The organism is Brevibacterium sp. MGP-B1, from assembly GCF_057766545.1.
The window spans coordinates 350,946-376,528 of the sequence record NZ_CM173407.1 but is presented as its reverse complement, the minus strand read 5'-3'; the positions used below and the strand labels follow the sequence as shown (position 1 = coordinate 376,528).

General features: G+C 66.0%; 22 protein-coding genes. 5 read left to right on the top strand and 17 right to left on the bottom strand.

Annotation, left to right across the window (positions count from 1 at the left end; translation table 11 throughout):
- Nucleotides 1–174: 174 nt before the first annotated feature.
- Together hpt and AC3CD9_RS01650 are read right to left on the bottom strand one after the other, a co-directional pair.
- Nucleotides 175–726: a hypoxanthine phosphoribosyltransferase gene (gene hpt / locus AC3CD9_RS01655; RefSeq protein ID WP_139468656.1), complete on the bottom strand. Its 552-nt coding sequence runs from the start codon at nt 724–726 to the stop codon at nt 175–177.
- 47 nt (nt 727–773) lie between these two features.
- Nucleotides 774–2,045: an MFS transporter gene (locus AC3CD9_RS01650; protein WP_488366018.1), complete on the bottom strand. Its 1,272-nt coding sequence runs from the start codon at nt 2,043–2,045 to the stop codon at nt 774–776.
- A gap of 116 nt (nt 2,046–2,161) precedes the next feature.
- On the opposite strand from AC3CD9_RS01650, the gene AC3CD9_RS01645 reads away from it, so the two are divergent.
- On the top strand, nt 2,162–3,421 hold the full coding sequence (locus AC3CD9_RS01645) for an amidohydrolase family protein (protein WP_488366017.1): 1,260 nt from the start codon (nt 2,162–2,164) through the stop codon (nt 3,419–3,421).
- Nucleotides 3,422–3,424: 3 nt separating this feature from the next.
- Here AC3CD9_RS01645 and tilS read toward each other — a convergent pair whose 3' ends face one another.
- From tilS to dacB, 3 genes are read right to left on the bottom strand one after another with little or no spacing between them, the layout of a single operon-like run.
- Nucleotides 3,425–4,447 (bottom strand): tRNA lysidine(34) synthetase TilS, encoded by a 1,023-nt coding sequence (gene tilS / locus AC3CD9_RS01640; protein WP_488366016.1) that lies wholly within the window; start codon nt 4,445–4,447, stop codon nt 3,425–3,427.
- Nucleotides 4,434–5,450, bottom strand: a complete 1,017-nt coding sequence (locus tag AC3CD9_RS01635) for a zinc-dependent metalloprotease (RefSeq protein ID WP_488366015.1) — start codon at nt 5,448–5,450, stop codon at nt 4,434–4,436. The genes tilS and AC3CD9_RS01635 overlap by 14 nt, the downstream gene beginning before the upstream one ends.
- Nucleotides 5,447–6,940 carry a D-alanyl-D-alanine carboxypeptidase/D-alanyl-D-alanine endopeptidase gene (gene dacB, locus AC3CD9_RS01630; RefSeq protein ID WP_488366014.1) on the bottom strand — a complete coding sequence of 498 codons (1,494 nt, stop codon included), beginning with the start codon at nt 6,938–6,940 and terminating at the stop codon, nt 5,447–5,449. The genes AC3CD9_RS01635 and dacB overlap by 4 nt, the downstream gene beginning before the upstream one ends.
- Nucleotides 6,941–7,048: 108 nt before the next feature.
- Between dacB and AC3CD9_RS01625 the strand changes: the two genes are divergently transcribed.
- Both AC3CD9_RS01625 and AC3CD9_RS01620 read left to right on the top strand, forming a co-directional pair.
- On the top strand, nt 7,049–7,537 hold the full coding sequence (locus AC3CD9_RS01625; protein WP_488366013.1) for an inorganic diphosphatase: 489 nt from the start codon (nt 7,049–7,051) through the stop codon (nt 7,535–7,537).
- 172 nt (nt 7,538–7,709) lie between these two features.
- The gene (locus tag AC3CD9_RS01620; protein WP_101545790.1) at nt 7,710–8,351 is read left to right on the top strand and encodes a VOC family protein; all 642 of its coding nucleotides are present in this window, start codon (nt 7,710–7,712) and stop codon (nt 8,349–8,351) included.
- A gap of 89 nt (nt 8,352–8,440) precedes the next feature.
- On the opposite strand, the gene AC3CD9_RS01615 is transcribed toward AC3CD9_RS01620, so the two are convergent.
- The 11 genes from AC3CD9_RS01615 to AC3CD9_RS01565 form a co-directional block, all read right to left on the bottom strand.
- A complete protein-coding gene (locus AC3CD9_RS01615) occupies nt 8,441–10,996 on the bottom strand; it encodes a PhoX family protein (RefSeq protein ID WP_488366012.1) in 2,556 nt (851 codons plus the stop codon).
- A 191-nt stretch (nt 10,997–11,187) separates the two neighbouring features.
- Nucleotides 11,188–11,949 (bottom strand): CPBP family intramembrane glutamic endopeptidase, encoded by a 762-nt coding sequence (locus AC3CD9_RS01610; protein WP_488366011.1) that lies wholly within the window; start codon nt 11,947–11,949, stop codon nt 11,188–11,190.
- A gap of 24 nt (nt 11,950–11,973) precedes the next feature.
- Nucleotides 11,974–15,900, bottom strand: coding sequence for an efflux RND transporter permease subunit (locus tag AC3CD9_RS01605; RefSeq protein ID WP_488366010.1), 3,927 nt, complete (start codon nt 15,898–15,900; stop codon nt 11,974–11,976).
- A 146-nt stretch (nt 15,901–16,046) separates the two neighbouring features.
- Nucleotides 16,047–17,300: an MFS transporter gene (locus AC3CD9_RS01600; protein ID WP_488366009.1), complete on the bottom strand. Its 1,254-nt coding sequence runs from the start codon at nt 17,298–17,300 to the stop codon at nt 16,047–16,049.
- Nucleotides 17,297–18,178 carry a nitroreductase family protein gene (locus AC3CD9_RS01595; RefSeq protein ID WP_488366008.1) on the bottom strand — a complete coding sequence of 294 codons (882 nt, stop codon included), beginning with the start codon at nt 18,176–18,178 and terminating at the stop codon, nt 17,297–17,299. Before AC3CD9_RS01595 ends, AC3CD9_RS01600 begins: the two co-directional genes overlap by 4 nt.
- The gene (gene msrA, locus AC3CD9_RS01590) at nt 18,178–18,708 is read right to left on the bottom strand and encodes a peptide-methionine (S)-S-oxide reductase MsrA (RefSeq protein ID WP_488366007.1); all 531 of its coding nucleotides are present in this window, start codon (nt 18,706–18,708) and stop codon (nt 18,178–18,180) included. Before msrA ends, AC3CD9_RS01595 begins: the two co-directional genes overlap by 1 nt.
- Nucleotides 18,709–18,763: 55 nt before the next feature.
- Nucleotides 18,764–19,984: a hypothetical protein gene (locus AC3CD9_RS01585; RefSeq protein WP_488366006.1), complete on the bottom strand. Its 1,221-nt coding sequence runs from the start codon at nt 19,982–19,984 to the stop codon at nt 18,764–18,766.
- Between the two features lie 87 nt (nt 19,985–20,071).
- Nucleotides 20,072–20,737, bottom strand: coding sequence for a peptide deformylase (locus AC3CD9_RS01580; protein WP_488366005.1), 666 nt, complete (start codon nt 20,735–20,737; stop codon nt 20,072–20,074).
- 13 nt (nt 20,738–20,750) lie between these two features.
- Entirely contained in the window at nt 20,751–21,554 is an 804-nt protein-coding gene (locus AC3CD9_RS01575; RefSeq protein WP_488366004.1) for an HpcH/HpaI aldolase/citrate lyase family protein, read from the bottom strand.
- Nucleotides 21,555–21,562: 8 nt separating this feature from the next.
- Nucleotides 21,563–22,093 (bottom strand): MaoC family dehydratase, encoded by a 531-nt coding sequence (locus tag AC3CD9_RS01570; protein ID WP_172173848.1) that lies wholly within the window; start codon nt 22,091–22,093, stop codon nt 21,563–21,565.
- A 30-nt stretch (nt 22,094–22,123) separates the two neighbouring features.
- Nucleotides 22,124–23,428 (bottom strand): MFS transporter, encoded by a 1,305-nt coding sequence (locus AC3CD9_RS01565; protein ID WP_488366002.1) that lies wholly within the window; start codon nt 23,426–23,428, stop codon nt 22,124–22,126.
- Nucleotides 23,429–23,587: 159 nt separating this feature from the next.
- On the opposite strand from AC3CD9_RS01565, the gene AC3CD9_RS01560 reads away from it, so the two are divergent.
- Nucleotides 23,588–24,178 carry a TetR/AcrR family transcriptional regulator gene (locus AC3CD9_RS01560; RefSeq protein ID WP_488366000.1) on the top strand — a complete coding sequence of 197 codons (591 nt, stop codon included), beginning with the start codon at nt 23,588–23,590 and terminating at the stop codon, nt 24,176–24,178.
- A 42-nt stretch (nt 24,179–24,220) separates the two neighbouring features.
- On the top strand, nt 24,221–24,880 hold the full coding sequence (locus AC3CD9_RS01555) for a histidine phosphatase family protein (RefSeq protein WP_488365999.1): 660 nt from the start codon (nt 24,221–24,223) through the stop codon (nt 24,878–24,880).
- 95 nt (nt 24,881–24,975) lie between these two features.
- Here the strand turns inward: AC3CD9_RS01555 and AC3CD9_RS01550 are convergent, their stop codons facing one another.
- Nucleotides 24,976–25,515 (bottom strand): SRPBCC family protein, encoded by a 540-nt coding sequence (locus tag AC3CD9_RS01550; protein WP_488365997.1) that lies wholly within the window; start codon nt 25,513–25,515, stop codon nt 24,976–24,978.
- Nucleotides 25,516–25,583 lie beyond the last annotated feature (68 nt).

The window sequence follows — 25,583 nt, the reverse complement described above, 5'->3', positions numbered from 1 at the left end:
CTCTCAGGAAAAAGATGTGGGCAACCGTTTCAGGCTACCGAGGCTGCCTGGGAACATCCCCCACAGCCTAGTACTTCGCACCCCTATAGCCCGAATGCGTGCCGAATCTATTCCGTCACAGGCCCCGGACTCGGCCCGGGTTCGCCGCGGGCGTAAAAAGCGGTGCCAGCGGACTCAGCTGTAGACGTGCTGAGCCAGGGTCGCCACGAACGGCACATTGCGGTACTTCTCCGCATAGTCGAGGCCGTAGCCGATGACGAATTCGTTGGGCACGTCGAAGCCGACGTACTTGACGTCGATGTCGACCTTGACGGCTTCGGGTTTGCGCAGCATGGTGCAGATCTCGACGGTGGCAGCTCCGCGGGTGCGCAGGTTCTGGACCAGCCAGGACAGAGTGAGGCCGGAGTCGATGATGTCTTCGACGATGAGGACGTGGCGATCGGTGAGGTCGGTGTCGAGGTCCTTGAGGATCCGCACGACGCCGGAGGACTTGGTGCCCGAACCGTAGGAGGACACGGCCATCCAGTCCATCGTCACCGGTGAGTGCAGGGCGCGGGCGAGGTCGGCCATGACCATGACGGCGCCTTTGAGGACGCCGACGAGGAGGATGTCCTTGTCTTTGTAGTCTGCATCGATGGCGGCGGCCAGTTCAACGAGTCGTGCGGCTATCTGCTCTTCCGAGACGAGTACTTTTTCGATGTCATTGCCGAGATCGTTGATGTCCACGAGTGTCGATTCTCCTCAGATGCGGGTCCTGGAGCTTCCATTATGGGTCACTTTGCCTCACCGGTGCCAGTGGGCCCGGATGTCGGCGCCAGTTCGTCGTCGACGGTCCCCGGACCGGCCGACAGCCAACCGGTGATCGCCATGAGCGCGGAGATGATGACCATGAACCACAGCGGCACCTGCCAGCCGCCGCTGACGCCGAGCAGTCCGCCCACGGCCAGGGGACACAGTGCGGCGAGCACATAGCCCGAGGACTGGACGAACGCCGAGGTCGAGGCGGTGACGGAGACCTCGCGAGTGCGGGAGGTGATGAGCGCCAGCGCGGCGGGGAACGCGAATCCGCCGTATCCGAGCAGAGCCGCCCACAGCCAGGGGAAGCTGACCGGGCTGAGCAGCAGTCCGGTATAGCCGGCGACGGCGCTGGCCCCGAAGGAGACGAGGAAGGCGCGCGGGGCGATGCCCCGGACGATGATCTGCGGGGCGAGGAATCCGCCGGGCAGACCGCCGAAGGTGACGATCGTGAGCATGATCCCGGCGAGGAAGGGGTCGAGTCCGGCGTCGCGGTAGATCTGCGGCAGCCATCCGAACTGGAGATAGGCATTGGCCGACTGGAGGCCGAAGAACATGGCCATATACCGCGCCTTGGGCGAGGTGAAGACCGCTCGCCGAGGCGGCGCCTCCTCCTGCTGCCCACCGGGCTCCGCGGCCTGTCCGGAGAGGACGGGCACGGACTTCAGCGACCGCAGCACCGTCCAGGTGATGAGCGCGGACAAGGGCAGGACCAGCCAGAAGCCGAGACCGAAGCGCCACCCGCCGAACTGTTCGGCCAGGGGTGCAGTCAGCAGCGAGGGCAGCATCGATCCGAGACCGAGCGAGACCGTGAACGTCGTCGCGCCCAGGGTGGGCCGGTGCGGGAAGCGGGACTTGACGTAGACGGGCAGGATGACGTTGCCGATCGACATTCCGGCCAGGGCGAGGACCGTGAGCAGAGCGAAGGCCACCCATTCGGTGACGATGGCGCGCAGACCGATGCCTGCCACGATGAGGGCGGCGCTCAGGGCCAGAGCTGAGAACAGACCGAGGCGCTTGAGCAGGGGCACGGCGATGATGCCGCAGATGGCGAACACGAGTCCCGGCAGAGCCGTGAGCAGACCGGTCTGCCATTCGGCCAGGGAGAATCCGTCGCTGACTTCGGAGAGCACAGGCCCCAGGGAGGAGGCAGCTGGGCGCAGCGAGGCGGCGATGAGGACGAGGCAGGCCAGGGCCAGAACGTCGAGGCCGCGGCTGCGTCGGAATCCCTGCACGGGCGAAGTCGTCATGGCCTCATCCTTTCAGACCGCTGCAGTCGTCGTGCGCGCGGGCCGCGGCCCCATAGAGGCACGCAGACGGGCACAGCTTCCGATGGTATACCTTTTGACGGTCGTAGGCTGAGCACATGATCGTTGTGAAGAATGTGCGCCTGTTCCCACGCACCCCCGATGCTCCCGCCGTCGACGTCGAGATCACCGAGGGACGGTTCTCTCGTCTCTCCCCCGCCGAGGATGCCGCCCCCGATTCCGCGCCACCGGCGACCGGGACCGAGGTCATCGACGGGGCAGGGCGGATCCTGCTGCCTGGCCTCGGCGATGTCCACGCTCATCTGGACTCGAATCGGATGGGCCAGACGTTCCGTCCGCACACCGCCGACGGCACTCTGCACGGGTACATCATGAACGATCGCGAGAACTGGCGCCACGGCGAGCGCAGCGTCGCCGATCAGGCCGCGTACGCAATTGCGAAGATCATCGCGTCCGGAGGCACGCGCATCCGCTCACACGCACAGGTCGATGCCGACTGCGGTCTCGAGCGCTTCCACGGGGTCAGGGCCGCGCTCGAGGCTCATGCCGATGTCCTCGACTTCCAGATCGTCGCCTTCCCGCAGGCCGGAATCGTGCACGAGCAAGGCGTCGAAGAGCTGCTCGATGCAGCTCTGAGCGACGGCGCGGACCTCGTCGGCGGACTCGATCCGCTGCTCTACGACCGGGATCCGGTCTCCCACCTCGATGTCGTCTTCGGACTGGCTGAGAAGCACGGCAGGGGCATCGACATCCACCTCCACGAAGCGGGCACTGCGGGACTCTTCACGCTCGAGGAGATCGCTGCGCGTACTCGAGCCGCGGGTATGGCCGGGCAGGTCACGGTCTCCCATGCCTTCGCACTCAATACGAACCCGGAACCCGAGGTCGCTCGGATCCTCGATGTCCTCGCCGAGGCGGGAGTGGCCCTGACGACGGTTGCCCCGGCCAAGGGTGCGCTGCCGCAGGGACTCATCCGTGAGCGCCGAATGGCTCTGGGGCTCGGCGAGGACGGTCAGCGGGACTATTGGAGTCCCTATGGTGACGGCGATCTGCTGCGCCGGACCTGGCAGCTGGCGTTCACGAACGGGTTCCGTGCAGACGCAGATATCGAAGGCTGTCTCGACATCGCCTCACGTGGAGGAGCGCAGGTCATGGCCGGTGCTCGTCCCGACGGTTCGGCGCTGGTCGACGATTCCCGGTTCGGTCTGGCGGTGGGCGCTCCCGCCGACTTCGTGCTCGTCGACGCCGACACGGTCACCTCGGCGATCATGGACTGCCCACGGGACAGAGATGTGTTCAAGAGCGGTCGACTCATCGCCTCCGGCGGCGAACTGGCAGGCGGGCCGCGGCTGAGCTGAGTCTCAGCGGGCCTTCGCGGCCGGCTGGAACACGGCCCGCCCGGCGGAGACGACGACTTCCGTGTCCCCGGGCAGGGACAGTCGACCGCGCCTGCGGTCACGGATGAGGGCGCAGAGTTCGGCGACCCGCACCGCTCCGAGGTTCTGTCCGGGCACGCCGAGTGAGATCACCCAGTCGCGCACGACTCGGCTGAGCACGGCATCGTCGAGTGCGGTGAAGACCTCCACCGGCACCGAGGCGGCTCCGCGGATCGTCTGCCCTGCCGCCTCGGCGTGGGCATCGATGAAATCGGCGTCGGCTCGGCAGAGGTCGGCGGTGCGGGCGAGGTTCGCGGTGATCGGCTGGCCGAGTTCCGCTTCGAGTCCGGCCAGCAGCTGCCGGGCCCGGACGCGGGTGAACGCGGTGTCGGCGTTCATCGGGTCGTTCCAGATCTCGATGCTCTGTGCCTGACAGGACGCTTCGGTCTGGTCTCGGTCGAGGCCGAGCAGGGGACGCATGAGGCGACCGGCCAGCGGGCTCATCCCGGCCAGGGACCGGGTGCCCGATCCGCGCATGAGGCCGAGCAGCACGGTCTCTGCCTGGTCGCTGCGGGTATGGGCGGTGAGAATCCAGTCGGCTCCGGCCGCGGCCCGAGCGGTTTCGAGGGCCGCATAGCGGGCGGTGCGCGCCGCGGCCTCGAGGCCCTCCTCGCCGGCATCGATGCTCACCCTCACCACCTCGGCGGGCACGCCCCAGGATTCGGCGGTGGCGGCGACCCGGTCGGCCACCTCGGCGGTGACGGCCTGCAGACCGTGGTCGACGGTGACGGCACGGGCACGGATCTCACCGCGACGGTGCAGGAACGCAGTCGCGTGGAGCAGCGCCATCGAATCCGCTCCCCCGGACACTGCGACGATGAGGCCCGGGACAGACGTTCCTGCGACGGCGAGCGCTGCTCGCACGGCATTGCGGATGGCTGCGCTGGCCGGGTCGAGGGTCGGCCGCCTCGGCGACGATGCGCTGCGCGGGCCCTCAGCCGTGGGCACGGTCGAGCCAGAGCTGCGGTTCGTGGATCTCTGCTGTGCGCGGCAGGTTCGCGGGTTCGGCATAGATGCGGGAGAAGCCCTTCTGTCCGACCTCGCGGCGGACGGCACGGACGAACTTCGCTCCGTCGCGATACTGCGCGAGTTTGAGGTCCATTCCGAGCAGATTGGTGAGGAACCCGCCTTGGGCGGCATCGCGACGGGCCTCGAACTTCCGCCGCAGCCGGCGCACGCTCGGGATGACACCGGCGCCCACTTCGTCCATGACGACATCGGCGTGGCCTTCGAGCAGGGACAGGACCGCGGTCGCCTCGTCGAGCGCGGTGCGCATGTTCTCGTCACGGATGAGGTCGATGATGCTGGCCTCGCCCTTGACGATGCGGCCGAGGGTGGCGAAGAGGTCGACGATCCCGCCGACTCCCGGCATCGTCAGTCGGGTCGACACGGCCCCGGAGAGCAGGGTGCGCATATGTTCGCGCAGCCACGGCGCGGTCGCGAACTGCACTTGGTGGGTGGCTTCGTGGAGGGCCACCCACATGCGGAAGTCACGCGGGTCGACGTCCATGGCTCTCTCGGCGATGAGCACGGCGGGGGCGACGAACATCAGCCGTCCCGTCTCCACGGCGAAGGGGTCGAACTGGCCGAGCACGCGAGTCGACAGGAGTGAGAGCACCCCGGCGACCTCGACGGCGCCGACCTTCGCGGTGGCGGGGCTGACCGGGGCAGGCAGGGCCGCCTCGTCGAGCATTCCATTGACGGACTGCGCGTTGGCTTTGACCCAGCTGACCTGGTCGAGGACGAGCACGGATCCGGCGGCGAGGCGGCCGCGCACATCATCGGCCTGCTCCGGCGGCAGCAGAAACGAGTCGAGCACGAGGTCCTGGGCGGTCAGCGCATTGTCCTTCATCCCCTCGACGAGTCCGTCGAGCACACCCGGTTCGGGGACCTTCGCCGCGGAGACGAGCTCACGGGCGGTGCGGGCGGCGAAGTTCTCGTCGATGATCATCGGCAGCCGCAGTTCGCGAGGGCTGTGACGATATCGTCCACGGTCTTTCTGGCTTCCAAGATCTTGTCCTTATCCACGTCGTCGATCTGGATGGAGAATACGAGGTAGCGGCCTTCCGCGTCGAGCACTCCCCCGGCCAGGGAGGTCACGGTCGACAGAGTTCCGGTCTTCGCGTGCACCACCCCTGAGGCGTTCCTCTCGTCGAGGAATCGGTCGTGCAGGGTGCCGGTCAGTCCGCCGACGGGGAAGTAGCTGACGAGCCCGGCCAGCGAGTCATCGGCGACGACCGAGGCCTGCAGGACGGTCGTGAGATCGTGCGGGGCGATCCGGTTGTCATAGGACAGCCCCGAGGTGTCGACGAGGTGGGTGCGCCCGAGATCGACCGATTCGCCGAGGGCCTCCAGGACCGCCTTGGGACCGTTCTCGAGGCTGCCGTCCTGTCCCTGGGCGATGGCGACCTCGTTGCCGAGCATCTCGGCGACGACGTTGTCGCTGTGCACGAGCGCGTATTCGACGATCTCGGAGATCGTCGCCGATTCCACCCGGGCGAGTTCCTTCGGGTTCTCGGACTCGGACGGCGTCTCGGATTCGGACCGGTCGGTCGCCTCGGTGACGGTGATCCCGGTCTTCTTCAGCTCCTCTTCGAAGATCGAGAACGCGTCCTTGGCCGGGTGTTCGCTGCGGCCCCGCCATTCGGCGTTCTTCGACCCGACGTAGGCGGTGTCGACCATGATCGGCTGGATCGGGGTGATCACGCCCTTGGCGATATCGGACCGGGACCAGCCGGAGTCGAAGTCCTCGCCGACGTAGCGGCTCGTGTCCAGGTTGAGGGCCACCTCGGTGACGTTCTGCTCTTCCAGTGCGGCCGCGGTGTCTTCGGCCAGGGTCCGCAGTCCTCCGTGCCCGTTGACCGAACCGGGGTCCGAATCTCCGGCCGACAGGAGCACATCGCCGCCGCCGGTGAGCGTCAGGGTGTTCGTGTCCGCATCGAAGTCCGTCGTCGTCGCCAGGCGCGTCTCCCCACCGATCGCGGACAGGGAGGCGGCCGCTGTGAGCACCTTCGTCACGGAGGCGGGAGTGCGCGGCTTCGTCTCGTCCTTCGCGTAGAGGACGGCGTCGCTGATCCCGTCGCGGACCTCGAGGCCGAAGCCCTTGACCTTTGAATCCTTGAGCACGGCGTCGATCGTCTTCGGGATCTGTGTGGGCACAGGAGCGGAATCGTCGACCGCCGAGGCGGGGGCGGGCACCTGCTGGGCGTGGGCCTGCGGAGTGGGCACGGTCTGGACCTCGACCTGGGGGTCGGTGGTCAGCACGCTGGGCAGGCCGGCCACGAGGTCAAAGGCGTCGACGGCGGCATAGGCACCGAGGGCGAGGACGATGATCCCGGCGGTGATCGCCCCGCCCTTCTTCCGCCGCGAGGTCGCCTCTCTGCGGTCGCGGCGCGGGGAGCCGGAGTCCGACGGGTTCTGCGGCGCATCGGTGTCGTTCAAACGCAGGCTCTCATTCCTCGACGACCGTGAGGCGGTCGCCGTCGGTGGGCGGTGACGGGGACTTGTACCATCTATTCTAGTGATGCACCCCTAACGTGAAGGAGCACTATGGAACTGCTGGCCACAATCGAGATCCCTCAGGGGTCCCGCAACAAGTACGAAGTCGATCATGAGACCGGTCGGGTCAAGCTCGATCGCTACCTCTACACCTCGATGCAGTACCCCGCCGACTACGGCTATATCGAGGACACGCTCGGAAACGACGGCGACCCTCTCGATGTGCTCGTGCTGCTGCCCGAGCCGCTGTTCCCCGGTGTGCTCATCGACATCCGTCCCATCGGCATGTTCCAGATGGAAGACGAGGCCGGAGGCGATGACAAGGTCCTCGCCGTGCCTGCTGGTGACCCCCGCTGGGACTCCTACACCGACATCTCGGATGTGGACCAGTTCATGCTCGACTCGATCGAACACTTCTTCAACCGGTACAAGGACCTCGAGCCCGGCAAGTACGTCAAGGGTTCGAGCTGGGCCGGCCGCGAAGCCGCCGAGGCCGAGATCAACTCCTCGATCGAGCGTTTCAAGGCCGAGGGCCACTGAGTCCCTCCCCTCTCACTGTGCTGAGAACTCAGCGCTGGTCTGCGACCGCCCGGATGATGACCATCCGGGCGGTTTCGTTTTGGCCCCGGCCGGGGCCGCAGCGTGACGACCATCACGATTTCTTAGGTAAGCCTAAGGGGCAGTGTGAGCCAGGTTATGCGATTGTCGAGTCATGAAACTCGATCATGTGTCATACGCCAGTGAACCTGACGGCTATCGTGCGACCGCCGAGCGGATCGCGGAGAAGCTCGGAGTGGCTCCCTACGACGGCGGTGTGCATCCTCGATTCGGCACCAGAAACCTCATCTTCCCCCTAGCGAACGGCCATTACCTCGAAGTCGTGGAAGCCTTGGAGCATCCGGCCGCTCTCTCGACCCCCTTCGGTCAGGCGGTCCGGGCTCGTTCCGAGCTCGGCGGCGGCTGGATGGGCTGGTGCGTCTCGGTCGACGATCTCACCGCAGTCGAAACCCGCCTCGAGCGCAAGGCTGTCGATGGAAACCGCACGCCGGAGTCCGGTTTGGAACTTCGGTGGCTGCAGATCGGTGTCAAGGGGCTCATCGCCGATCCCCAGCTGCCGTTCTTCATCAAGTGGTCCGCCGACTCCTCGCAGCACCCGTCGACGTACAAGACGAATGAGGGCGTCGACATCGACACCCTGCAGATCGCCGGGGATCGCGATCGTCTGCGCGATTGGCTGGGCACTCAGGATGCCAAGCCGATCTCTGAGATCAACATCGACTGGTCCGCACCACACGGGACGCCGGGCATCATGTCGGTGAGCTTCAACACGGAGAACGGCCCCGTCACCATCTGAGCACATCAGAGTCCGCATACTCTGCGGAGTCGAAGAAGGCCAGAGGCAGTGTCGCCTCTGGCCTTCTTCAGCTTATGGTGCTGAAGTCATCAGTCGCCCTGGAACTCCGTCGGCGAGTCCTGCTCGCTTTCCGTCCCGTCTGCGTTCTTCCGACGCAGATGAGCGGCCGTCGCCATCGCACCGCCGACGGCGAGGAGACCTGCTCCGCCGCCGAGCAGCGGCAGAGTGCTGTCAGTACCGGTCCACGGCAGTTCACCGCCGTCAGAGCCGGACCCACCTGAACCGGACCCGCCTGAGCCGGACCCACCTGAACCCGAACCGCCGTTCGAAGAACCGCCGCCCGCACCAGAGCCGCCGGAGCCGCCTGAACCTGAGCCGCCGTCGCTTCCGGCGCTCGCGGCCGCACCAGCTGCCGCGGCATCCTTCGCGCCGTCCTGCGACCCGGCAGTCGATCCGGAGCTGTCGGCGTCCGTTCCGGTCCTGTCGCCCTTGGCATCGGTGTCCTCACCCGTTCCGGCACCATCTGAGCTGCCGTTCTCATCCGAGTCCTTGGCCCCTTCCTCTGTGCCGTCGGCGTCGGAGTCCTGGTCCTTCGGCGGTTCAGTCGGATCCGGTGCCGATCCGCCGTCGCCCTTGATGACTTGCACAACCGTGGGCCGCGGCATCGCGGTCACTCCCTTATCGACATCGGTCGCGTCGACATAGTCGGGGAACTGCGAGTGCTGATCGGCATAGGAGCCGTCCTCACCTGGGTGCTGGACCGCAACGAAAGCTGACTCATACTCGTCGTGGACGAGTGGTCCGCAGACCTCGGCTTCGCGAGGCACGGACAGGAACTGTTCGACCCGACCGCGCTGGTCACCGTCGATCGTGACCTTGAACAGCCCGTCGCAGTAGCCGATGCCGTCGGGAGCACCGTCGGTGGAGATCCACAGGTTTCCGGCGGTATCGAAGGCGACATTGTCCGGGCAGGAGATCGGTGAGACCTGATCGGCGGGGAAGCCGGAGAAGTAGGTGGCGTCGCCCTGCTTCGGGTCTCCGCAGACCAACAGCAGCGTCCAGTCGAATTCGGTGCCCGTATGATCGCCGGAGCGCTCGGTGATCTCGACGATGTGCCCGTCGCGGTTCTCCGTGCGCGGATTGGCCTCATCTGCGGCGGCCTTCCCGTCGGTGCCGCGGTCGGAGTTGTTCGTGCAGGCGACGTAGATGCGGCCGTTGACCGGGTTCGGTTCGACGTCTTCGCAGCGGTCCATCTTCGTCGGCCCGACCTTGTCGGCGGCCAGACGGGTGTTGACGAGGACCTCTTCGACGGAGAATCCCGACACCTGCGACTTGCCGTCCTTGACCAGCGGAAGCCACTGTCCGCTGCCGTCGAACTCGCCGTCGGCGGGCACCTCACCGCTGCCGTCGATCTCGGACTTCGGTGAGTTGCCGGTGAACTTCGCGACGTAGAGGTCGCCGTCGGTCAGCAGCGTCTTGTTGTGTTCGCGGTCGCCCTCGACGTAGGTGTCCTTCGAGACGAACTTGTAGAGGTAGTCGAACTTCTCATCGTCTCCCATATAGGCCACGGCGTGGCCCGAATCGGAGATCGTGATGTTCGCCCCTTCGTGTTTGAAGCGGCCCATGTTCGTGTGCTTATGAGGGGTGGAGTTCGGGTCCCAGGGGTCGACTTCGACGATCCAGCCGAACCGATTCGCTTCGTTCGCGTAGCCCGGTTTGTTCGTATCGAATCGGTCGACATCGGCTTCCCACCCGTTGGCCGAGTCTTCGCTGTCGAGACCGTAGCGCTTATCGGCCGCCGAGGTGCCCTGCGCCTTGAAGTACGAGTTGAAGTTCTCCTCACCGGACACCAGAGTGCCCCAGGGCGTGAGCCCGCCCGAGCAGTTGCCGAGAGTGCCCTGCGCCTTGTCACCGTTCGGGTAGTCCTTCGTCCGCAGCAGATCGGAACCGGCGGCGGGACCGGTGAACTCGTACTCGGTGTCGATGAGGAACCGGCGGTTCTTCTTTCCGTTGACATCGATCGTCCACGTCGACTTCTCGTCCGTGCGGATGAGTTCGGCAACGGTCAGTCCGTGGGCTTCACGGCTGATCGCCCGCTGATCGGCTCCGTCCATGTCCTCGGGGTACATGATGGCGTCGTTCGTGTATTCCTGGTTGGCGAAGAGCACGGCCCGGTTGGAGTCGTCGGGGTCGATCTGGATGGACAGGAAGTCGTTGTTGTAGCCGAACTGGCGGCGCTGCGCCTCTGGGCTCTGATTCTCCGGGTCGAATTTCGGGGAGTCGGGGAACAAGGGGTCTCCCCAGCGGACGATCGGATGCCAGGAGTAGCCTTCGGGGACGACGAATTCGTCGACCTCGTGCTGGACCGGGTCGATGGCGGTGAAGGCCAGGCTGCCTGCGGTGGCTGCGGCGGCAGAGCGTGCGGTCGGGCTGGGTGCAGTGGTCACTGCGATGGCCAAGGCACCGGCAGCCGAGGCACCGAGAACCGCGCGACGGCTGAGCTTCGCATTGACGATATCGCGGAAATACCCATTTGCCGATGTGTTGCAGGTGGCCTTGAGGCAGGCGTTGTCGCACTTCAGTGCGCACGTGACGGGGCTGCGCTTGCCACGCACATGGTCGGCCATCGGCAGAAAGGTTCGCATCGATTCTCTCCTTGTATCGGGTATCTTCCCAGTCCGGGACCCGCCCGGTACAGAGGGCGGAGCCGGAAGGACTCACCCGATCGAGACTGTCACCGGCAAGCGGCCCTGGAACTACCCGTCGGTGAATCAGGGGTGAACCCGGAGGGAGGAATGAGTGTCCCGTTCGCCTGTCCCGACCTCGCCTGCAGCACTCAGCCGATGTCGACGAGGGCGAGCACTCCCGGGGCGAGGAATCCGACGGCGTCGATGATGACATGCGCCCACACCAGCGGCATGAGTCTGCCCTTGCGCAGGAAGTACCAGCCGAAGATGATGCCCATGGCGACGTTGCCGATGAACGGGCCGATGCCCTGGTAGAGGTGGTAGCTGGCGCGGAAGATCGCCAGGGAGATGATGAGCGGCCACGGCCCGAAGCCCAACTGACGCAGTCGCAGCGCCCCGAAGCCGAAGATGAGCACTTCTTCGAGGATTCCGTTCTTCGCGGCCGAGAGCAGCAGCACGGGAATCGTCCACCAATGATCGCCGAGGTTGGACGGCTGGATCTCGGCAGTGATCCCCAGTGCCCTGCCGCCCGCGTACACCCCGAGGGTGCCGATGCCGATCACGAGGAAGATGAGGGCGCCGTGGCCGAGGTCACGGAGTCGGTGACCGTCGACTCCGAGCCTGATCGGCAGCGGCTGGGCCGGTCGGTCTCGACTGAGCAGGTAGATCGCGAGGGCGACGGGCACGAGGGTGAAGCCGATGTCGAGAAGCTGGTAGATCAGGTCGAAGGCCGGCCGGGGCGAGATCGAGGTGTTGAGCTTGGCCTGGGCGTCGCTGATCGGTCCGCGCGTGGCGATGTCTGCCAGACGGACGATCGCATAGACGGATGCCTGCCCCAGGGACAGGGCCGCAATGAGACCGAGCTCGAACCACAGGCGCTTTCTCTCCTGTGGTTCGAGCTCGGTCGTCATGGACTCAACTCTAGCCGGGACGGGTCAGTGTTTGGGTTCGCCGTCCCCGTCATCACGACGCGGCTGCTGGCTGCGCAGGGTGAAGTCCGTTCCCGACTCATCGCCTCGCTCCACGTCGGTGTCCTGTCCGTCGCTGCCGGTCGGTTCGTCGTCACGGCGGTCACCGAGGTGGTCGGCGTCCGTCGACTCGTCCGACGCCGAGGCGGCCCGGCCCGAATCCGCGGACGTCGAGTCCGCGGTCGGTGCGGTCGCCTCGGTGGGGGCCTCCCCTTCTGCCTGCGCCCGGGTGTCGTCGGAACCGACGGCAGCGGCCCCGGCACCGGCTGTCACAGCGGCGGTCTCCCTCTCATGTGCCCGTGCCTCGGCGGCATCGAGGACCTCGCCGCGAGCCATGTTCTTCACGTACTTCTTCTCGGCCCGGCGTTCCTTGACTCCTTCGAGCAGCAGGTAGAGCACGGGCACGAGGATGAGCGTGAGAAGCGTCGAGCTGACCAGGCCACCGATGACGACGATCGCCAGCGGCTTCGAGATGAACACTCCCCCGCCGGTGAGCCCGAGGGCCATCGGCAGCAGAGCGAAGATCGTGGCGGCCGCAGTCATGAGGATCGGACGGTAACGCAACCTGGTACCGTGGACGATGGCCGTACGCAGGTCGACCCCGCGGACTCGGAAGTGGTTGATGAGATCGATGAGCACGATCGCATTCGTCACCACGATGCCGATGAGCATGAGCAGACCGATCATCGACGTCAGCCCCAGCGGGGTGTCGGTGATGAGCGAGAGCGCAATCGAACCCGTGGCCGCGAACGGAATCGAGACCAGCAGGATCAGCGGCTGCAGCAGCGACTTGAACGTGGCGACCATGATGACGAACACGATGAGGATCGCCGCGAGCATCGCCAGCCCCAGCTGCGAGAACGCTTCGTTCTGCTCCTCGGTGGCACCGCCGGTGTCGACGGACACCGTATCGGGCAGGTCCACCTCGTCGAGGGCGGACTGCACCTCGGTCGACACGGCTCCGAGGTCATCGCCTTCCGGGGTCACGGACACGGTGGTCGAACGCTGCGAATCCGTGTGGCGAATCGTCGGTGCGGTCTTGACCTCCTTGACGTCGGCGACCTCATCGAGTTCGATGAAGCGCGGCTCCGAGGTCACGGGCGCGCCCGCGTTCGGATCGCCACCTGTCGCACCGGCACCACCGGCCGCGCCACCAGCCGCACCACCGGCACCACCAGCACCATCGGCTGCACCGGCGCCGCCAGCTCCCCCGGCGCCACCGGCAGCTCCGGCATCACCCGAGCCACCGGCACCTCCGGCTGCTCCACCGGCGCCGCCTGCGGCATCTGCGCCGGCTCCTCCGGCGGAAGCCGTCTCTTCCGGCTTGCCCGGGATCTTGAGTTCGCGCAGCTTCTCCACGGTGTCGGCATTGCGATCGAAGAGCAGCACCGAGTGCGAGACATCGTCGATGACGACCTCACCGATCTGCTGACCGTGCATGGCACGCTGCACATACTGGCCGATGGCCGCCTCGGTGAGGTTCTCCTCTGCGGCCTTCTCATGATCGACCTTGACTTCGATCACGGGCTGGACCGCGGCGGTGTCGCTCGTCACCGACTGTGCCGAGGATACGCCCTCGAGCTTGTCGCTGACCTTGTTCGTCGCGTCCTCGAGTTCTTCGGGGTCGGTGGCCGTGAGTGTGACGTCGATGGTCTGCGCGCCCGGGGTCGAGCTCTGGCTGGCCACCTCGACGTCGCCGGCACCCTTGAGGTCGTCGAACTGCTTCTGCAGATCCGCGGAGATCGACTGCGCCGAGACTCCGGACTTCGTGTTGACGATATAGGTGCCCGTCAGCGACGAATCGTCGGTGAAGCCGAACGACGTGCCGCCGAGCGACAGCTGGTAGTTGTCGACATCGGATTCATCCGCGAGGATGTCCTCGACCTTCTTCGCCTGCTCCGATGCCTCATCGAGGTCGGTGCCCGGGTCGAAGGTCTGCGAGATCTGCAGGGAGTCCTGCCCGGTGTCGCCGAAGAGCTCGGTCTTCAGTTGTGGGATCATCGCTCCGGTGCCTGCGAGCACGAGCACGGCGATGAGGATCATGATGATCGGGTGCTTCGTCGAGAACCCGATGGCCGGCATATAGGTCTTCTGCAGTCGCGTCACCGGAGAATGCATTCCGGCGAGCTCGTCGACGGCCTCCGTTCCGTCTTCGGATTCGCCGTAGCGCGGTCCGCCCGCGGCCACTCCGGTCGCTTCGGAACGAGTCGTGGCACCGGCTCGTGCGGAGGCATCAGCCCCCTGAGACGATTCGACACTGTCGCGAGGACCGGTGTCCTCGGCTTCGGCACCGGCGGCGACGAGGTCGCGCTTCCTGTCGGCCCTCTTCGCCTCCTTCTTCTCTGCCCGCCACTGCGACAGCATCGACTTGCGGCTGCGACGGATCTCCGCCTTCTCCGCACGGGTGAGCTTGACCTTCGCTTCACGCTGACGCAGGAACCAGTACGCGAGGACGGGCACGATCGTCAGTGCCACGAACAGGGACGAGAGCAGGGCGATGGTCGCGGTCAGGGCGAAGGGCCGGAACATCTCACCGGTCTGCCCGGTCACGAATGCCAGCGGCAGGAACACGGCCACCGTGGTCAGGGTCGATGCGGTGATGGCACCGGCCACCTCGGAGACGGCGGCGAGGATGTTCGAGAATTTGTCACCACCGGAGGCGTGGCGTCTGCGGATCGCCTCGATGACGACGATGGAGTCGTCGACGACGCGGCCGACGGAGATCGTCAGCGCACCGAGGGTGAGCATGTTGAGGGTCTCCCCGCCCATCCACAGCCCGATCATGGCGATGAGGAGGGAGAGCGGGATGGAGATGGCGGTGATGATCGTCGCCCGCACCGACAGCAGGAAGACGAGGATGACGAGGACCGCGAAGATCAGGCCCAGCCCACCCTCGTTGAGCAGGTCGTGGATGGACTGTTCGATGAACGGCGCCTGGTCGAACGCGGAGACGAACTCCGTGTTCTCGCCCATCATCTTCTCGAGTTCGGGCAGCTTGTCGGCCACCGCGTGTGAGACGTCGACGGTGTTCGCGTCGGATTCCTTCATCACCGACACGGACAGCGAGGGTTCGCCGTTGGTGCGCGAGATCGACTCGATGGGCTCATCGACGAGTTTGACGTCGGCGACGTCGGAGACCTGGATCGGTCCGTCCTTGCCGGAGATGACGAGGTCTTTGATCGCATCGATCGAGCGGATGCGGGTGCCGACCTCGACCGGGGCCGTGCCGTCGTCGCCCTTGAGCTCACCCGCTGAGGTGGGCACACCGTTGGACTGGAGGATTCCGGCTACCTCGTCGAGGTTGGCTCCTTCGTCCTCGAGGTCGTCGCGGCGGATGCTGATTTCGACCTGTTTGGTCTTCGCTCCGGCGATCTGGACCTGGGAGACGCCGTCGACCTTCTTCAGCTCCGGTTCGACGATGTCTTCGAGATTCGCCGCCAGCTGGTCTTCATCGGCATCCGAGGTCACGGACAGGGCGAGCACCGGAATATCATCGGTGCCCATCATCATGACGTTCGGTTCGACCCCGTCGGGCAGGGTCGGCTGCACCTGGGAGACGGCGCGCTGCAGGGCACGGACGACGTCATCGGAGTCGTCGCCGTACTTCGTGCTCACGGTGATCTGCGAACTGCCCGCCGAGGAGGTCGAGGTCATGTCCTCGACCTCGGGCAGTGCGGTCAGCGCCCCTTCGAGGGGGTCGGTGACTTCGGATTCGACGGCCTCGGGGGTGGCTCCCTCATAGGAGGCGGTGACCGTGGCCTGTGGGTTGTCGAGGGACGGGAAGAGCTCTTGCTTGAGAGCACCGGCACCGATGACGCCGAAGATGATGGCGACGACGGAGATGAGCGCGATGAGCGCGCGGTTCTTCAGACTCAGCCGGGTCAGGAAACTCACGAGGGGGACTTTCTTTGTCGTAGACAGGGCGACGACGCAGAACGCCGACTCAACCAACCATCCTAGTGAGTGTCCCCTGAACCGCACATGAGGAAAACCTGACTTTTCGGAATCAGGAGCTTAGGCCACTGGCAGCTGCTGGTGCGTCACTTAGCCGGAGTGGCTGTGCGGGGACGGGTCTCGCGGCCGAAGAACCACAGGCCTGCGGCAATGATGCCGAGGACGCCGGTGAGCAGGAACGCCCACGAGTAGTCGAAGTGGTCGACGACAGCTCCGGCGATGATCGGGCCGAGGATGGCTCCGCCGTCGAGGGCCATCTGGTAGCGGGCAAGCACCCGGCCGCCCTTGCGGTCGCGACCGATGACGTCGGCGACGGTGGCCTGCTGAGCGGGGTTGGCCAGGCCGGAACCGATCCCGGCGATGACGGAGAAGGCGAAGAACAGCCAGATCGAATCGATGAAGGCCAGCGCCGCGGTGGTCACGCCGAGGACGAAGAGTCCCCATTGGATGAAGGGTTTGCGCCCGACGGTGTCGGCGAAGCGTCCGACCACCGTCACGGCCGAGGCATTGCCGATGGCGAACATGGTCAGCGCCAGTCCGGCCACGGCGGTATCGGCCTTGAGAGCCTGGATGGCGAAGAGCGGGTAGATGGCCACGCGGATGCCCATCGCTGACCAGCCTTGGACGAAGGCGGAGATGAGCGCCGACCGGTAGGCCGAATCCTTCCAGGCTTCCCGGAACGACATGACTTCCTGCTGCTCCTTGTCCTTCTCCGCTTCCAGCCGGGCACGCCCGGACTTCGTCGAGGAGCCGAAGGATGCGGTGGAGGCGAGGAAGACGCGGACGACGACGGCGGCGATGAGCAGACCGACGGCGTAGATGACGAACGGAATGCGCACCCCCCATCCGGCCATGGCACCGCCGAGGACGGGTCCGGCGATATTGCCGACGAGGAACGCCGTCGCATACGTCGACGATGCCTTCGCCCGGGCGTCGATCGGGGCGAGGCGGACGATGAGCGCCATCGCGGAGACGCTGAACATCGTCGAGCCGATGCCGCCGAGTCCGCGGAAGATCAGCAGCTGCCAATAGTTCTGTGCGAATGCGACGGCCGCGGTGGAGGCGGCGACGATGAGGAGGCCGGTGATGTAGATGCGGCGTTCGCCGAAGGCATCGACGAGGCGCCCGGATGAGGGTGAGAACACGAACCGGAAGAACGCGAACGAGGAGACGACGATGGTTGCGGCGGTGACCCCGAAGTCGAAGCTCGCCGCGAACTGCGGCAGGACGGGGGCGATGATTCCGTAGCCCAGGGCTACGATGAAGGCCGCTGCCACGAGGACATAGATCTCCTTGGGCAGGCGGCGCGTTTCCGGAGTGTCGGTGTCGGCTGTGCTCACAGGGTATCGAGGAACTGTTCGGGCTTCGGCAGGGGGCGGGTGCTCGTGGTCAGGCGCTGTCGGTAGCGTTCGGGGACGGCTCCGATGTAGAACCAGCCCATGAGCAGCTCGTGATCGTTCAGGCGGTGGAGGCGGCGGACCGGTTCGGTGTTCGTCAGGGTTCCCGAGCGCCACATGACTCCCCAGCCGGCTTGCCACAGGGCGAGTTCGAGCAGGTGGCCGGCACCGGCGGCGGTCGCGTGCTGCTCCCATTCGGGAACCTTGTCATGCTCGACCGGTGAGGAGACGAGGGCGAGCAGAAGTTCGGCTCGCAGCGGCTTCGTATTGGTCTCGCCGGGTTTGCGGACAACCCCGGCGGCTTCGTCGAGAGCGTCGCCGAGGCGGTGCCGGTCGTCTCCGCGGATGATGAGGAAGCGCCAGGGGCGCAGTGACTTGTGGTCGGCGACCGAGGAGATCGATCGGATGATCTCGAGCAGGTCGGAGTCGTTCGGGGTCTCCGGGTCGACCTTCGAGATCGACCGTCGGGTGCTCAGAGCGTGGAGGACGGGATCGGCGACGATGTCGATCGATGACGGCGCTGAGTAGTCGGGTCCGTGACGGATGGGCGTCACGGCTGGGGTGCGGTCACTCGTCGAGGCGGCGGCCGCCTCGGCGGGGTTCGCCTCTGCCCCGTCCCTCGGCGACGGTTCGGCCTGTGCCCCATTGATGTCCTGAGCTTCCTGCGCGGCCAAGCTCTTCGCCCATGGCCCGGTGTTGCCGTCGAGGAAGTGGGCACGGACGCGGTCTTTCGTCACTTCGCAGGCGTCGCCCGCGTCCTTGGACCGTTTGCGGTCCTTGTGTTTGGACTTCTTGCATCTGTCCTTTTTGTGGCTGCCCATCAGCTCACCCATTCGGCGAAGGCGGTGCGGGCCTTGTGCAGTTTCGGGTCGATGATGACACGGCAGTAGCCGTTGTCCGGGTGCGCGGTGTAGAAGTCCTGGTGGACCGCCTCGGCAGGATAGAAGGTGCCGAGGGGTTCGAGGGTGGTGACGATGGGATCGTCGAACAGGGTCTGCGCGGATTCGATGGCCTCGGCGAAGTGCTGCTTCTCGGTCTCGTCGCGGTAGAACATGGCCGACCGGTACTGGGTGCCGACGTCGTAGCCCTGGCGGTTGAGGCTCGTGGGGTCGTGGCCGGTGAAGAACAGGCCGAGGATGACGTCTTCGGGGACGATGTCGGCGTCGAAGGTCACCTGCAGGGCTTCGGCGTGGCCGGTCATCCCGGAGCAGACCTCACGGTATCCGGGATTGTCGGTGTGTCCGCCGGTGTAGCCGGAGATCACTTCTCTCACGCCGGTGGTCCGCTGGTAGACGGCGTCGAGGCACCAGAAGCAGCCGGCGCCGAGGGTGAGGGTACGAAGATCGCTCATGCAACGTATAACGATGACGCGCGCAGGTTATTCCCGAACTTCCCCCGGTCGGCGGTCACGGCCGCTCTCGGTCGGGGCGGAAGGTGTATTCGTCCGGGCGCGGCCATCGCTCCAGTGTGCGGACGACATCCTCGACATCGCCATCGGCGATCTCGAAGCTCGAGGAATATCCGCCGTCTTCGTCGTCGAGGCTTCCCGGGTGCAGGGTGCCGGGTACGGATTCGCGCAGGGCCTCGGCCGAGAGCAGGTCTGCGAATGGTTCGTCGTCGACCTCGTTGAGATCCACACTGGTGAGACGTCCGTCGACGATGTCAAGGGTGAGTTCCAAGCGTCCGTTCGAGATGCCGGCGTGGTCGCCTGATCTGACAGTGCCGCCTTCGTCGGCGCTGCCGCCGGTGATTCCGGTGACCGGGTAGGTATGCCGGGCCGGTGCCGCGCTCGGGGTCGATTCGTCGGGTCGGACGTCGATCGAAGCGATGTCCTCGTCCTTGAGCAGCTGTTCGATCTGTTCGGGGTCGAGGACGACGGGTTCATCGCCTGAACACAAGGAATCGGGATAGGTGACCCACACGAAGAACTTCGCGGAAGCGAACTGCTCTCGGATCGCCTCGGCGCTGGCCTCCGAGTTCGGGTGCGGCAGAGACAGCAGCGAATCGACCGATTCGCGGATATGGGCGGGCAGTTCGATCTCGAGCGGAGCATAATTGAGTTCCTCGACGTCGTCGGCCCAGTTCTCGACCTTGTCGATGAGGACGGCTGTCAGCGCGACGAGCCCGCCGTTGACGACGGCATTGAGACCTCGGCCGACTCCGCTCGGAAGTTTCTCGTCGACTTTCTCCGCCAGCCGCTCCGTCAGCGGCCAGAGCGCCCATGAGGCCGCTCCCGCTGCTGCCGCGGTGACCGCATTGAGGAACGCCGGTGACGTCACGCTCGCGTGCTCGTCCCACCAAGTATCCGCATTGGCATCGCCATCGAGTGCTCCGACGTCAGAGATGTGCGCAGGAGAGGAAGCATATCGGACGGGACCGCTGTCTCTGCTGGTGAAGAGCTCGAGGAACTCATCGAGGCCGCTCGATCCACCGACTCGCCCGAGGAAGGCGCTCGATCCGGTCAGCCAGGTCAGTCCCGCATTGGCCAGGGCGGTTCCCGCTCTCAGGCCGGTCCGGCGTTCGGCAGGGACGTCGCGGCGGCGCACCAGCGCGAGGGCGCCGGTGCCGAGTGCGGCAGCGGTGCGGACGGTTCGGTGATGACGAAGGGGGATGTCGGGAAGTCGCATATCCTCATCGAAACATGCCCGCCTGTGACGCAGATGAGAGCGGTCAACAGTCTCGGCGGTGTCCGGGCCGGCGACCGCGGCGGACGTTCACATCACCATGCCCGAAGGCAAGGAGAAGCCGAGTTCTGCGGCGGCCTTCTGTGTCGAGGGCTGGCGCCAGAACTTCGCCACGGATTCGTTCGTCGCCAGGGATCGCATCTCGGCTTTGTCGAGGAAGAGGGTCCCGGACAGGTGGTCGGTCTCGTGGGCGACGATGCGCGCCGACCAGCCGGAGACCTCCTCGGCGATGGGGTCGCCCTGCAGGTCGATGCCCGTCAATGCGATGTTGCGGGGGCGGGCCACGACGGCTTGGTAGCCGGGGATCGACAGACATCCTTCATAGAAGGCGACGTCCTCACCTCCGGCGCGTTCGCAGCCCGCGTTGAGGACCACCCGCAGCGGCATCGGCTCCCGCTGCCGGACCTTCGCGACCTCGGGATCACGGGCACCAGGATCTTCGGCGACGAACATCGACAGGCCGATGCCCACCTGCGGGGCGGCGAGGCCGACTCCCGGCGCGGCGAGCATGGTCGCTCGCATCACCTCGGCGAGCTGCTCGAGCTCGGCGTCGTCGACCTGCCCGTCGAAGGGGCGGGTGTCGGTGCGCAGGACCGGGTCCCCGGCCTCGACGATGGGCGCGGTCCCATCGCCCGCCTCGGCGGCAGCGAGGACGGCGCGGATCTGGGCGGCGATGGTCGTGTAGGTGGAGCTCATGGGCCGGTGTTCCTCAGACGTCCCGGGCGACGATGAGTTCGGCGTGCTTGAGCAGCGGGGCGTCGATCATCTTGCCCTCGAAGGAGAATGCGCCCTTCTCCGTCTTCGCCAGGTCGAGCACGGACCGCGCCCAGGTCAGCTGTTCGTCGCTGGGGCGGAAGGCGTCGCGGACGACGGGCACGTGGTTGGGGTGGATGGAGACCTTGCCGGAGAACCCCGACTGCACGGCGTCTTCGGCTTCGGCGGCCAGTCCTTCGAGGTTCGGGATGTCCGCCCAGATCGAGTCGAGCGCGAACTTGCGGTGGGCCCGAGCGGCGAGGAGGGTCTGACTGCGCACATGCTTGGCCACGTCCCGGTAGCCACCATCGGCCCTGCGGGAGGAGCCTCCGCCGAGGTCGGCGATGAGATCCTCCGAACCCCACATCAGCGCATAGACGTTCGGGGCGGCGGCGATCTCGGCGACGTTGACGGCTCCGAGCGCGGTTTCGATGAGCGCGATGACCTGGAACCCGGACAGGATCGACACATCAGATGCAAGCTCCGCCTTCGGCAGCATCACGGCCGTGTACTCGGTGCGCGCGAGCATCTTCAGATCTTCGCCGAGGTGGCCCGAATCGTGGGAGTTCACCCGCACGACCGTGCGGGTCGGGTCGAGCGGGAAGTCGACGATGGACTCCCGTGCGGCAGCTTTGTCGGCCTCGTTGACGGCGTCTTCGAGGTCGAGGATGACGATATCCGAGCGTTCGGCTGCTTTCGTGTACCGATCGGGACGATCGCCGGGGACGAAGAGCCAGGCAGGTTTGAACTCGAGGGACATATGGGGGCTCACTTTCCGGTGTCGGTCTGATCGGCGGTGTCGGCGGCGGACTTCGCCGCCGTGGACTCGTGGCTGGAGTCGAACATCATCGCCTGACGCACGGCCTTCGCGACGAGTTTGCCGTCCTGGTTGTAGCCGCGGTGTTCGAAGGTGACGATGCCCTGGCCCGGACGGGACTTCGAATCGCGTTTGTCGAGGATCGTCGTCTCTGCGTAGAGAGTGTCGCCGTGGAACATCGGTGCCGGGAAGCTGACCTCGGAGAAGCCGAGGTTTCCGACTGTCGTTCCCTGCGTCAGCTGGGACACGGACAGACCGATGAGGGTGGCCAGGGTGAACATCGAGTTGACGAGGCGCTCGCCGAAGGGTTCGGTAGCCGACCATGCCGCGTCGAGGTGCAGGGCCTGGGTATTCATCGTCACGGCCGTGAACAGGGTGTTGTCCGCTTCGGTGACTGTGCGGCCCGGTGCGTGCTTATAGGTGGCGCCGACTTCCATCTCGTCCAGCCACAGACCTCGTTGTGCAATGACCTTGTCACTCATGTAACGCTCCTCACTCGTCGTGATTTGAGTTTATCGCCATTCACCGGACCCCTGCGACCCGGGGGTCGCGTGGTCGTCCGAGGTCGAAGACTTACGCTGGAGCCGTCGAGGACTCAGCAGTGAGCCGAGGGCAGCGCATCCACCCATCACGGCGAAGGCACTATGAGGCCCAACGCCGCCGATGAGCACACCCGTCAGCAGTGCCCCCACAGCCTGGCCGATGGCAATGACGAGGAAGGCCAGACCGACCCCGGCCGCGGGGCTGGAAGTGTAGACCTCGACACCCCAAACGAGGAGCAGGCCCGTGAGCGCGATGTAGACGGCACCGAACGCCGCGGACAGCGCGCCGACAGCCCAGGGAATACCGGCGACTGGGACGAACAGCGCGGTAGTGACGGCGAGGAGGATCATGCCCAACAGCCACGACCGTCCGACCCCCATCCGTCGCGCTGCGTCTCCAGCGAGCGCACCGATCACTCCGAAGGCACCCAGTAGTATCCACACGACCGCAGCGGCAGTCGGACTCATTCCGCCCACACTGCCGAGGACGTCACGACCGAACGTCCAGACCGCGGAACTCGCGAGGCCCATGAGCACCGAAGCCGCGATGATCTTGCCGCTCCCCGGTGGGAATACGGGGCGGGGCAAAAGGGCCGGCCGTGCCCCCTCTCCGTCCTCCGCGAGCGACGCCGCTTCGGCCCCATCAGTCAATTCGCCCCCGCTTTTCATGCAGGATCGGCCGGGCCGGGCGGCAGAGGGCACGGCCCGCAGCAACCAGACAGTGACTGCGACGGAGATCACCGAGAAAGCGAGCCAGCCCAGCCGCCATTGGCCGGCAACGAGCAGAGCTGCTGGTCCAGCGACCGCAACACCGAGGCCCGTGCCGGCATTGATCACCGTCTGTGCCCGACCTTGGGCGGCGGCGCGCATGGAATGCGCGACAGCATGGGCGAGCGGTGGTGAGGCGACACCGGTGCTCGACCCTGCGACGAGCACACCGATCGCCAGCAGCGCAGCATTCGGGGCGAGCGCGACCAGAGCGGTGCCCGAAGTCGCGATGACCCCGGCCGCCACGGCAAGGAAGCGACCGCCGAATCGCGGTGTGAGCACGGTAGAGACGATGATCGCGACACAGTAGGCCACATACGATCCCGAAGCGATGGCGCCCGCCGTCGAGGACCCGAGATCGAACTCCGTGCGAAAGGCCGGAAGGAACAGCCCATAGGCGAAGCGGGCAAAGCCATAGCAGACGGCAATGAGACTAGTACCGGCTGCGATCAGAGTGAGCAGGCCGCGACGGTCGAGCTGTCCCTGGGTGTGAAGAGTCGATGCCATTGCAAGGTCTCCGTTCGTCGGCTGAGTTGTCGAGAGGCAATAAGTCGCGACAGTAAACTTCACAGATCTGTGAATCATTGTGCACGCATGTACACTGATCTGTAAAGATCGACCGGGCAGAGTCGCCCAGATGACCGGAAATCAGACAGGACCGAAGCGATGTCGACCACAACTCCGCCCGATGCGCTCTCACCTCCACCCCTGACCGCCGGAGCACGGCGCATCCTCGAAACTGCGGCGGAGCTCTTCTACGCTCACGGGATACACGCAGTCGGCGTCGACACCATCGCAGATGAGTCCGGAATCACGAAACGCACGCTCTACAACAGCTTCGGGTCCAAGGACAGACTCGTCGTCGCTTATCTGCAAGCCAGGCATGACACCTGGTGGCAGAGACTGGAATCACGCTTCGAGCACCTCGGTGACAGCAAGGAGGCGAGCGAACACGTCATGACGGTCTTCGATTCGTATACTCTCGATTCCCAGTCTGCGGATCGCGGCTGCGGCTTCATCAATGCGGCCGCAGAACTTCCTGACGACCACCCCGGACGCACCGTCATCCGCGCTCACAAGCAGCGGGTCGTGGAGCTCATCTCCGACTGCCTGGAAGACAGCGGCCTCCCCGACCCGCTCGATCTGGCCGAGCACATCTTTCTCATCTTGGAGGGGGCTATCGTCCACCGCGGCATCGACGGCGACGATCGCCGACTGCGTGGAGCTAGAGAGCTGACCCTACGACTCCTGTCATGACGGTCGTCACTGCAGGTCGATTTCGGTAAGCTCAAGGCCACCATGGCCGTCACACGAACCCTCTTCGTCGTCACCCACCCCGAGGCTCGGCACCATCTCGATGCGCGGGTCGGCGGGTGGCACGATTCCGAGCTCACCGTCCGCGGCGAACTCCATGCCGACCTCATCGCCGCCGAGCTTCGCTCACGGATCCCGTTGACCGCCTCGGCGCAGGTGTTCACCTCCGATCTCAGGCGAACTCGCACAGCCGCTGGAGTGATCGCCGATCGGCTCGGTAGCCGCGCAATCGAGTTCAGGGGCCTGCGCGAGAAGTCGTACGGGGTCGCCGAGGGGCGGGAGCAGTCCTGGCTGGACGAGCGCTTCGTCTTCCCTCCGGTGCCCGACGATGCCTTCGACCACGCGACTCGGCTCGATCATGTCGAGGGCATCGACGGCGCGGAGACCCGACGCGAAGCCGGCGCCAGAGTCTATGCGACGGTCGACGGGATCCTTGCCCTCCAGTCTTCGCACCAGGTTGTCGTCACGCACGGCTTCACCCATACGTTCGTCATCGGCCGATGGCTCGAGCTGCCGCTCGAGGCGATGGGGCGAGCGACCTTCGCGGCGCAGCCGGGGTGCATCACCGAACTGACCGAGGACGATCTGTTCGGCAATCGGACCCTGCGCTTACTGGCGTCGGTGGACCACCTCGGCGACTACTGAGGCGGTCCACCAGCGCGAGCACCGTGCACTCGCCGGGCAGCTGGCGACCTCGCCGGTCACCGGGTGAGTTCGCCGCCTGTGCGGAGGCGCATCGGTCAGTCGGTGAGCTCGGCGTCGAGTTCACTGAAGGCCGATGACCATCCGTCGTACGCGCTCTCGTCCGAACCCGAGTCGCCCGGCAGGCCTGTGAGAATGAAGGTCATGCGCGTGCGGTCGGCGGCCAGCTCCTCGAGCTCGACGCTGACGCGCGGCGCGTCGTCGATCTCGCCAGGACTCCCCCAGGTGAAGTCGAGTCGAGCGGGCTCGTCGATGTGGAGGTACTTCCCAACGGTCGGGAATTCCTCTCCTGTTTCGGGAATGCGCATCGTGTAGGTGCATTCGCCGCCGACGCGCAGGTCGACGGACACGGATTCGCGTGGCGTCACCAGCGTTTCGGGGTGGAACCACCGGGCCATGACGTCCGGGGTCGTCCAGGCTTTCCAGACGCGGGCGCGCGGAGCGGCGAATTCGCGGATGATGGTGAATCCGGGCTCACCCGCCTGTGCGCTGTTCGGATCGGTCGCTGAGGTCTCTGTGCTGCCTGTGGTGTCTGTGGTGTCTGTGCTGCTTGCGGTGTCTGTGTTCTCGGCGTTCATCGCTGTTCTCCTCCTTGAGTCGTGCATGATGTCTGCGTCGTACGTGATGCCTGCGTCGTTCGGTACGT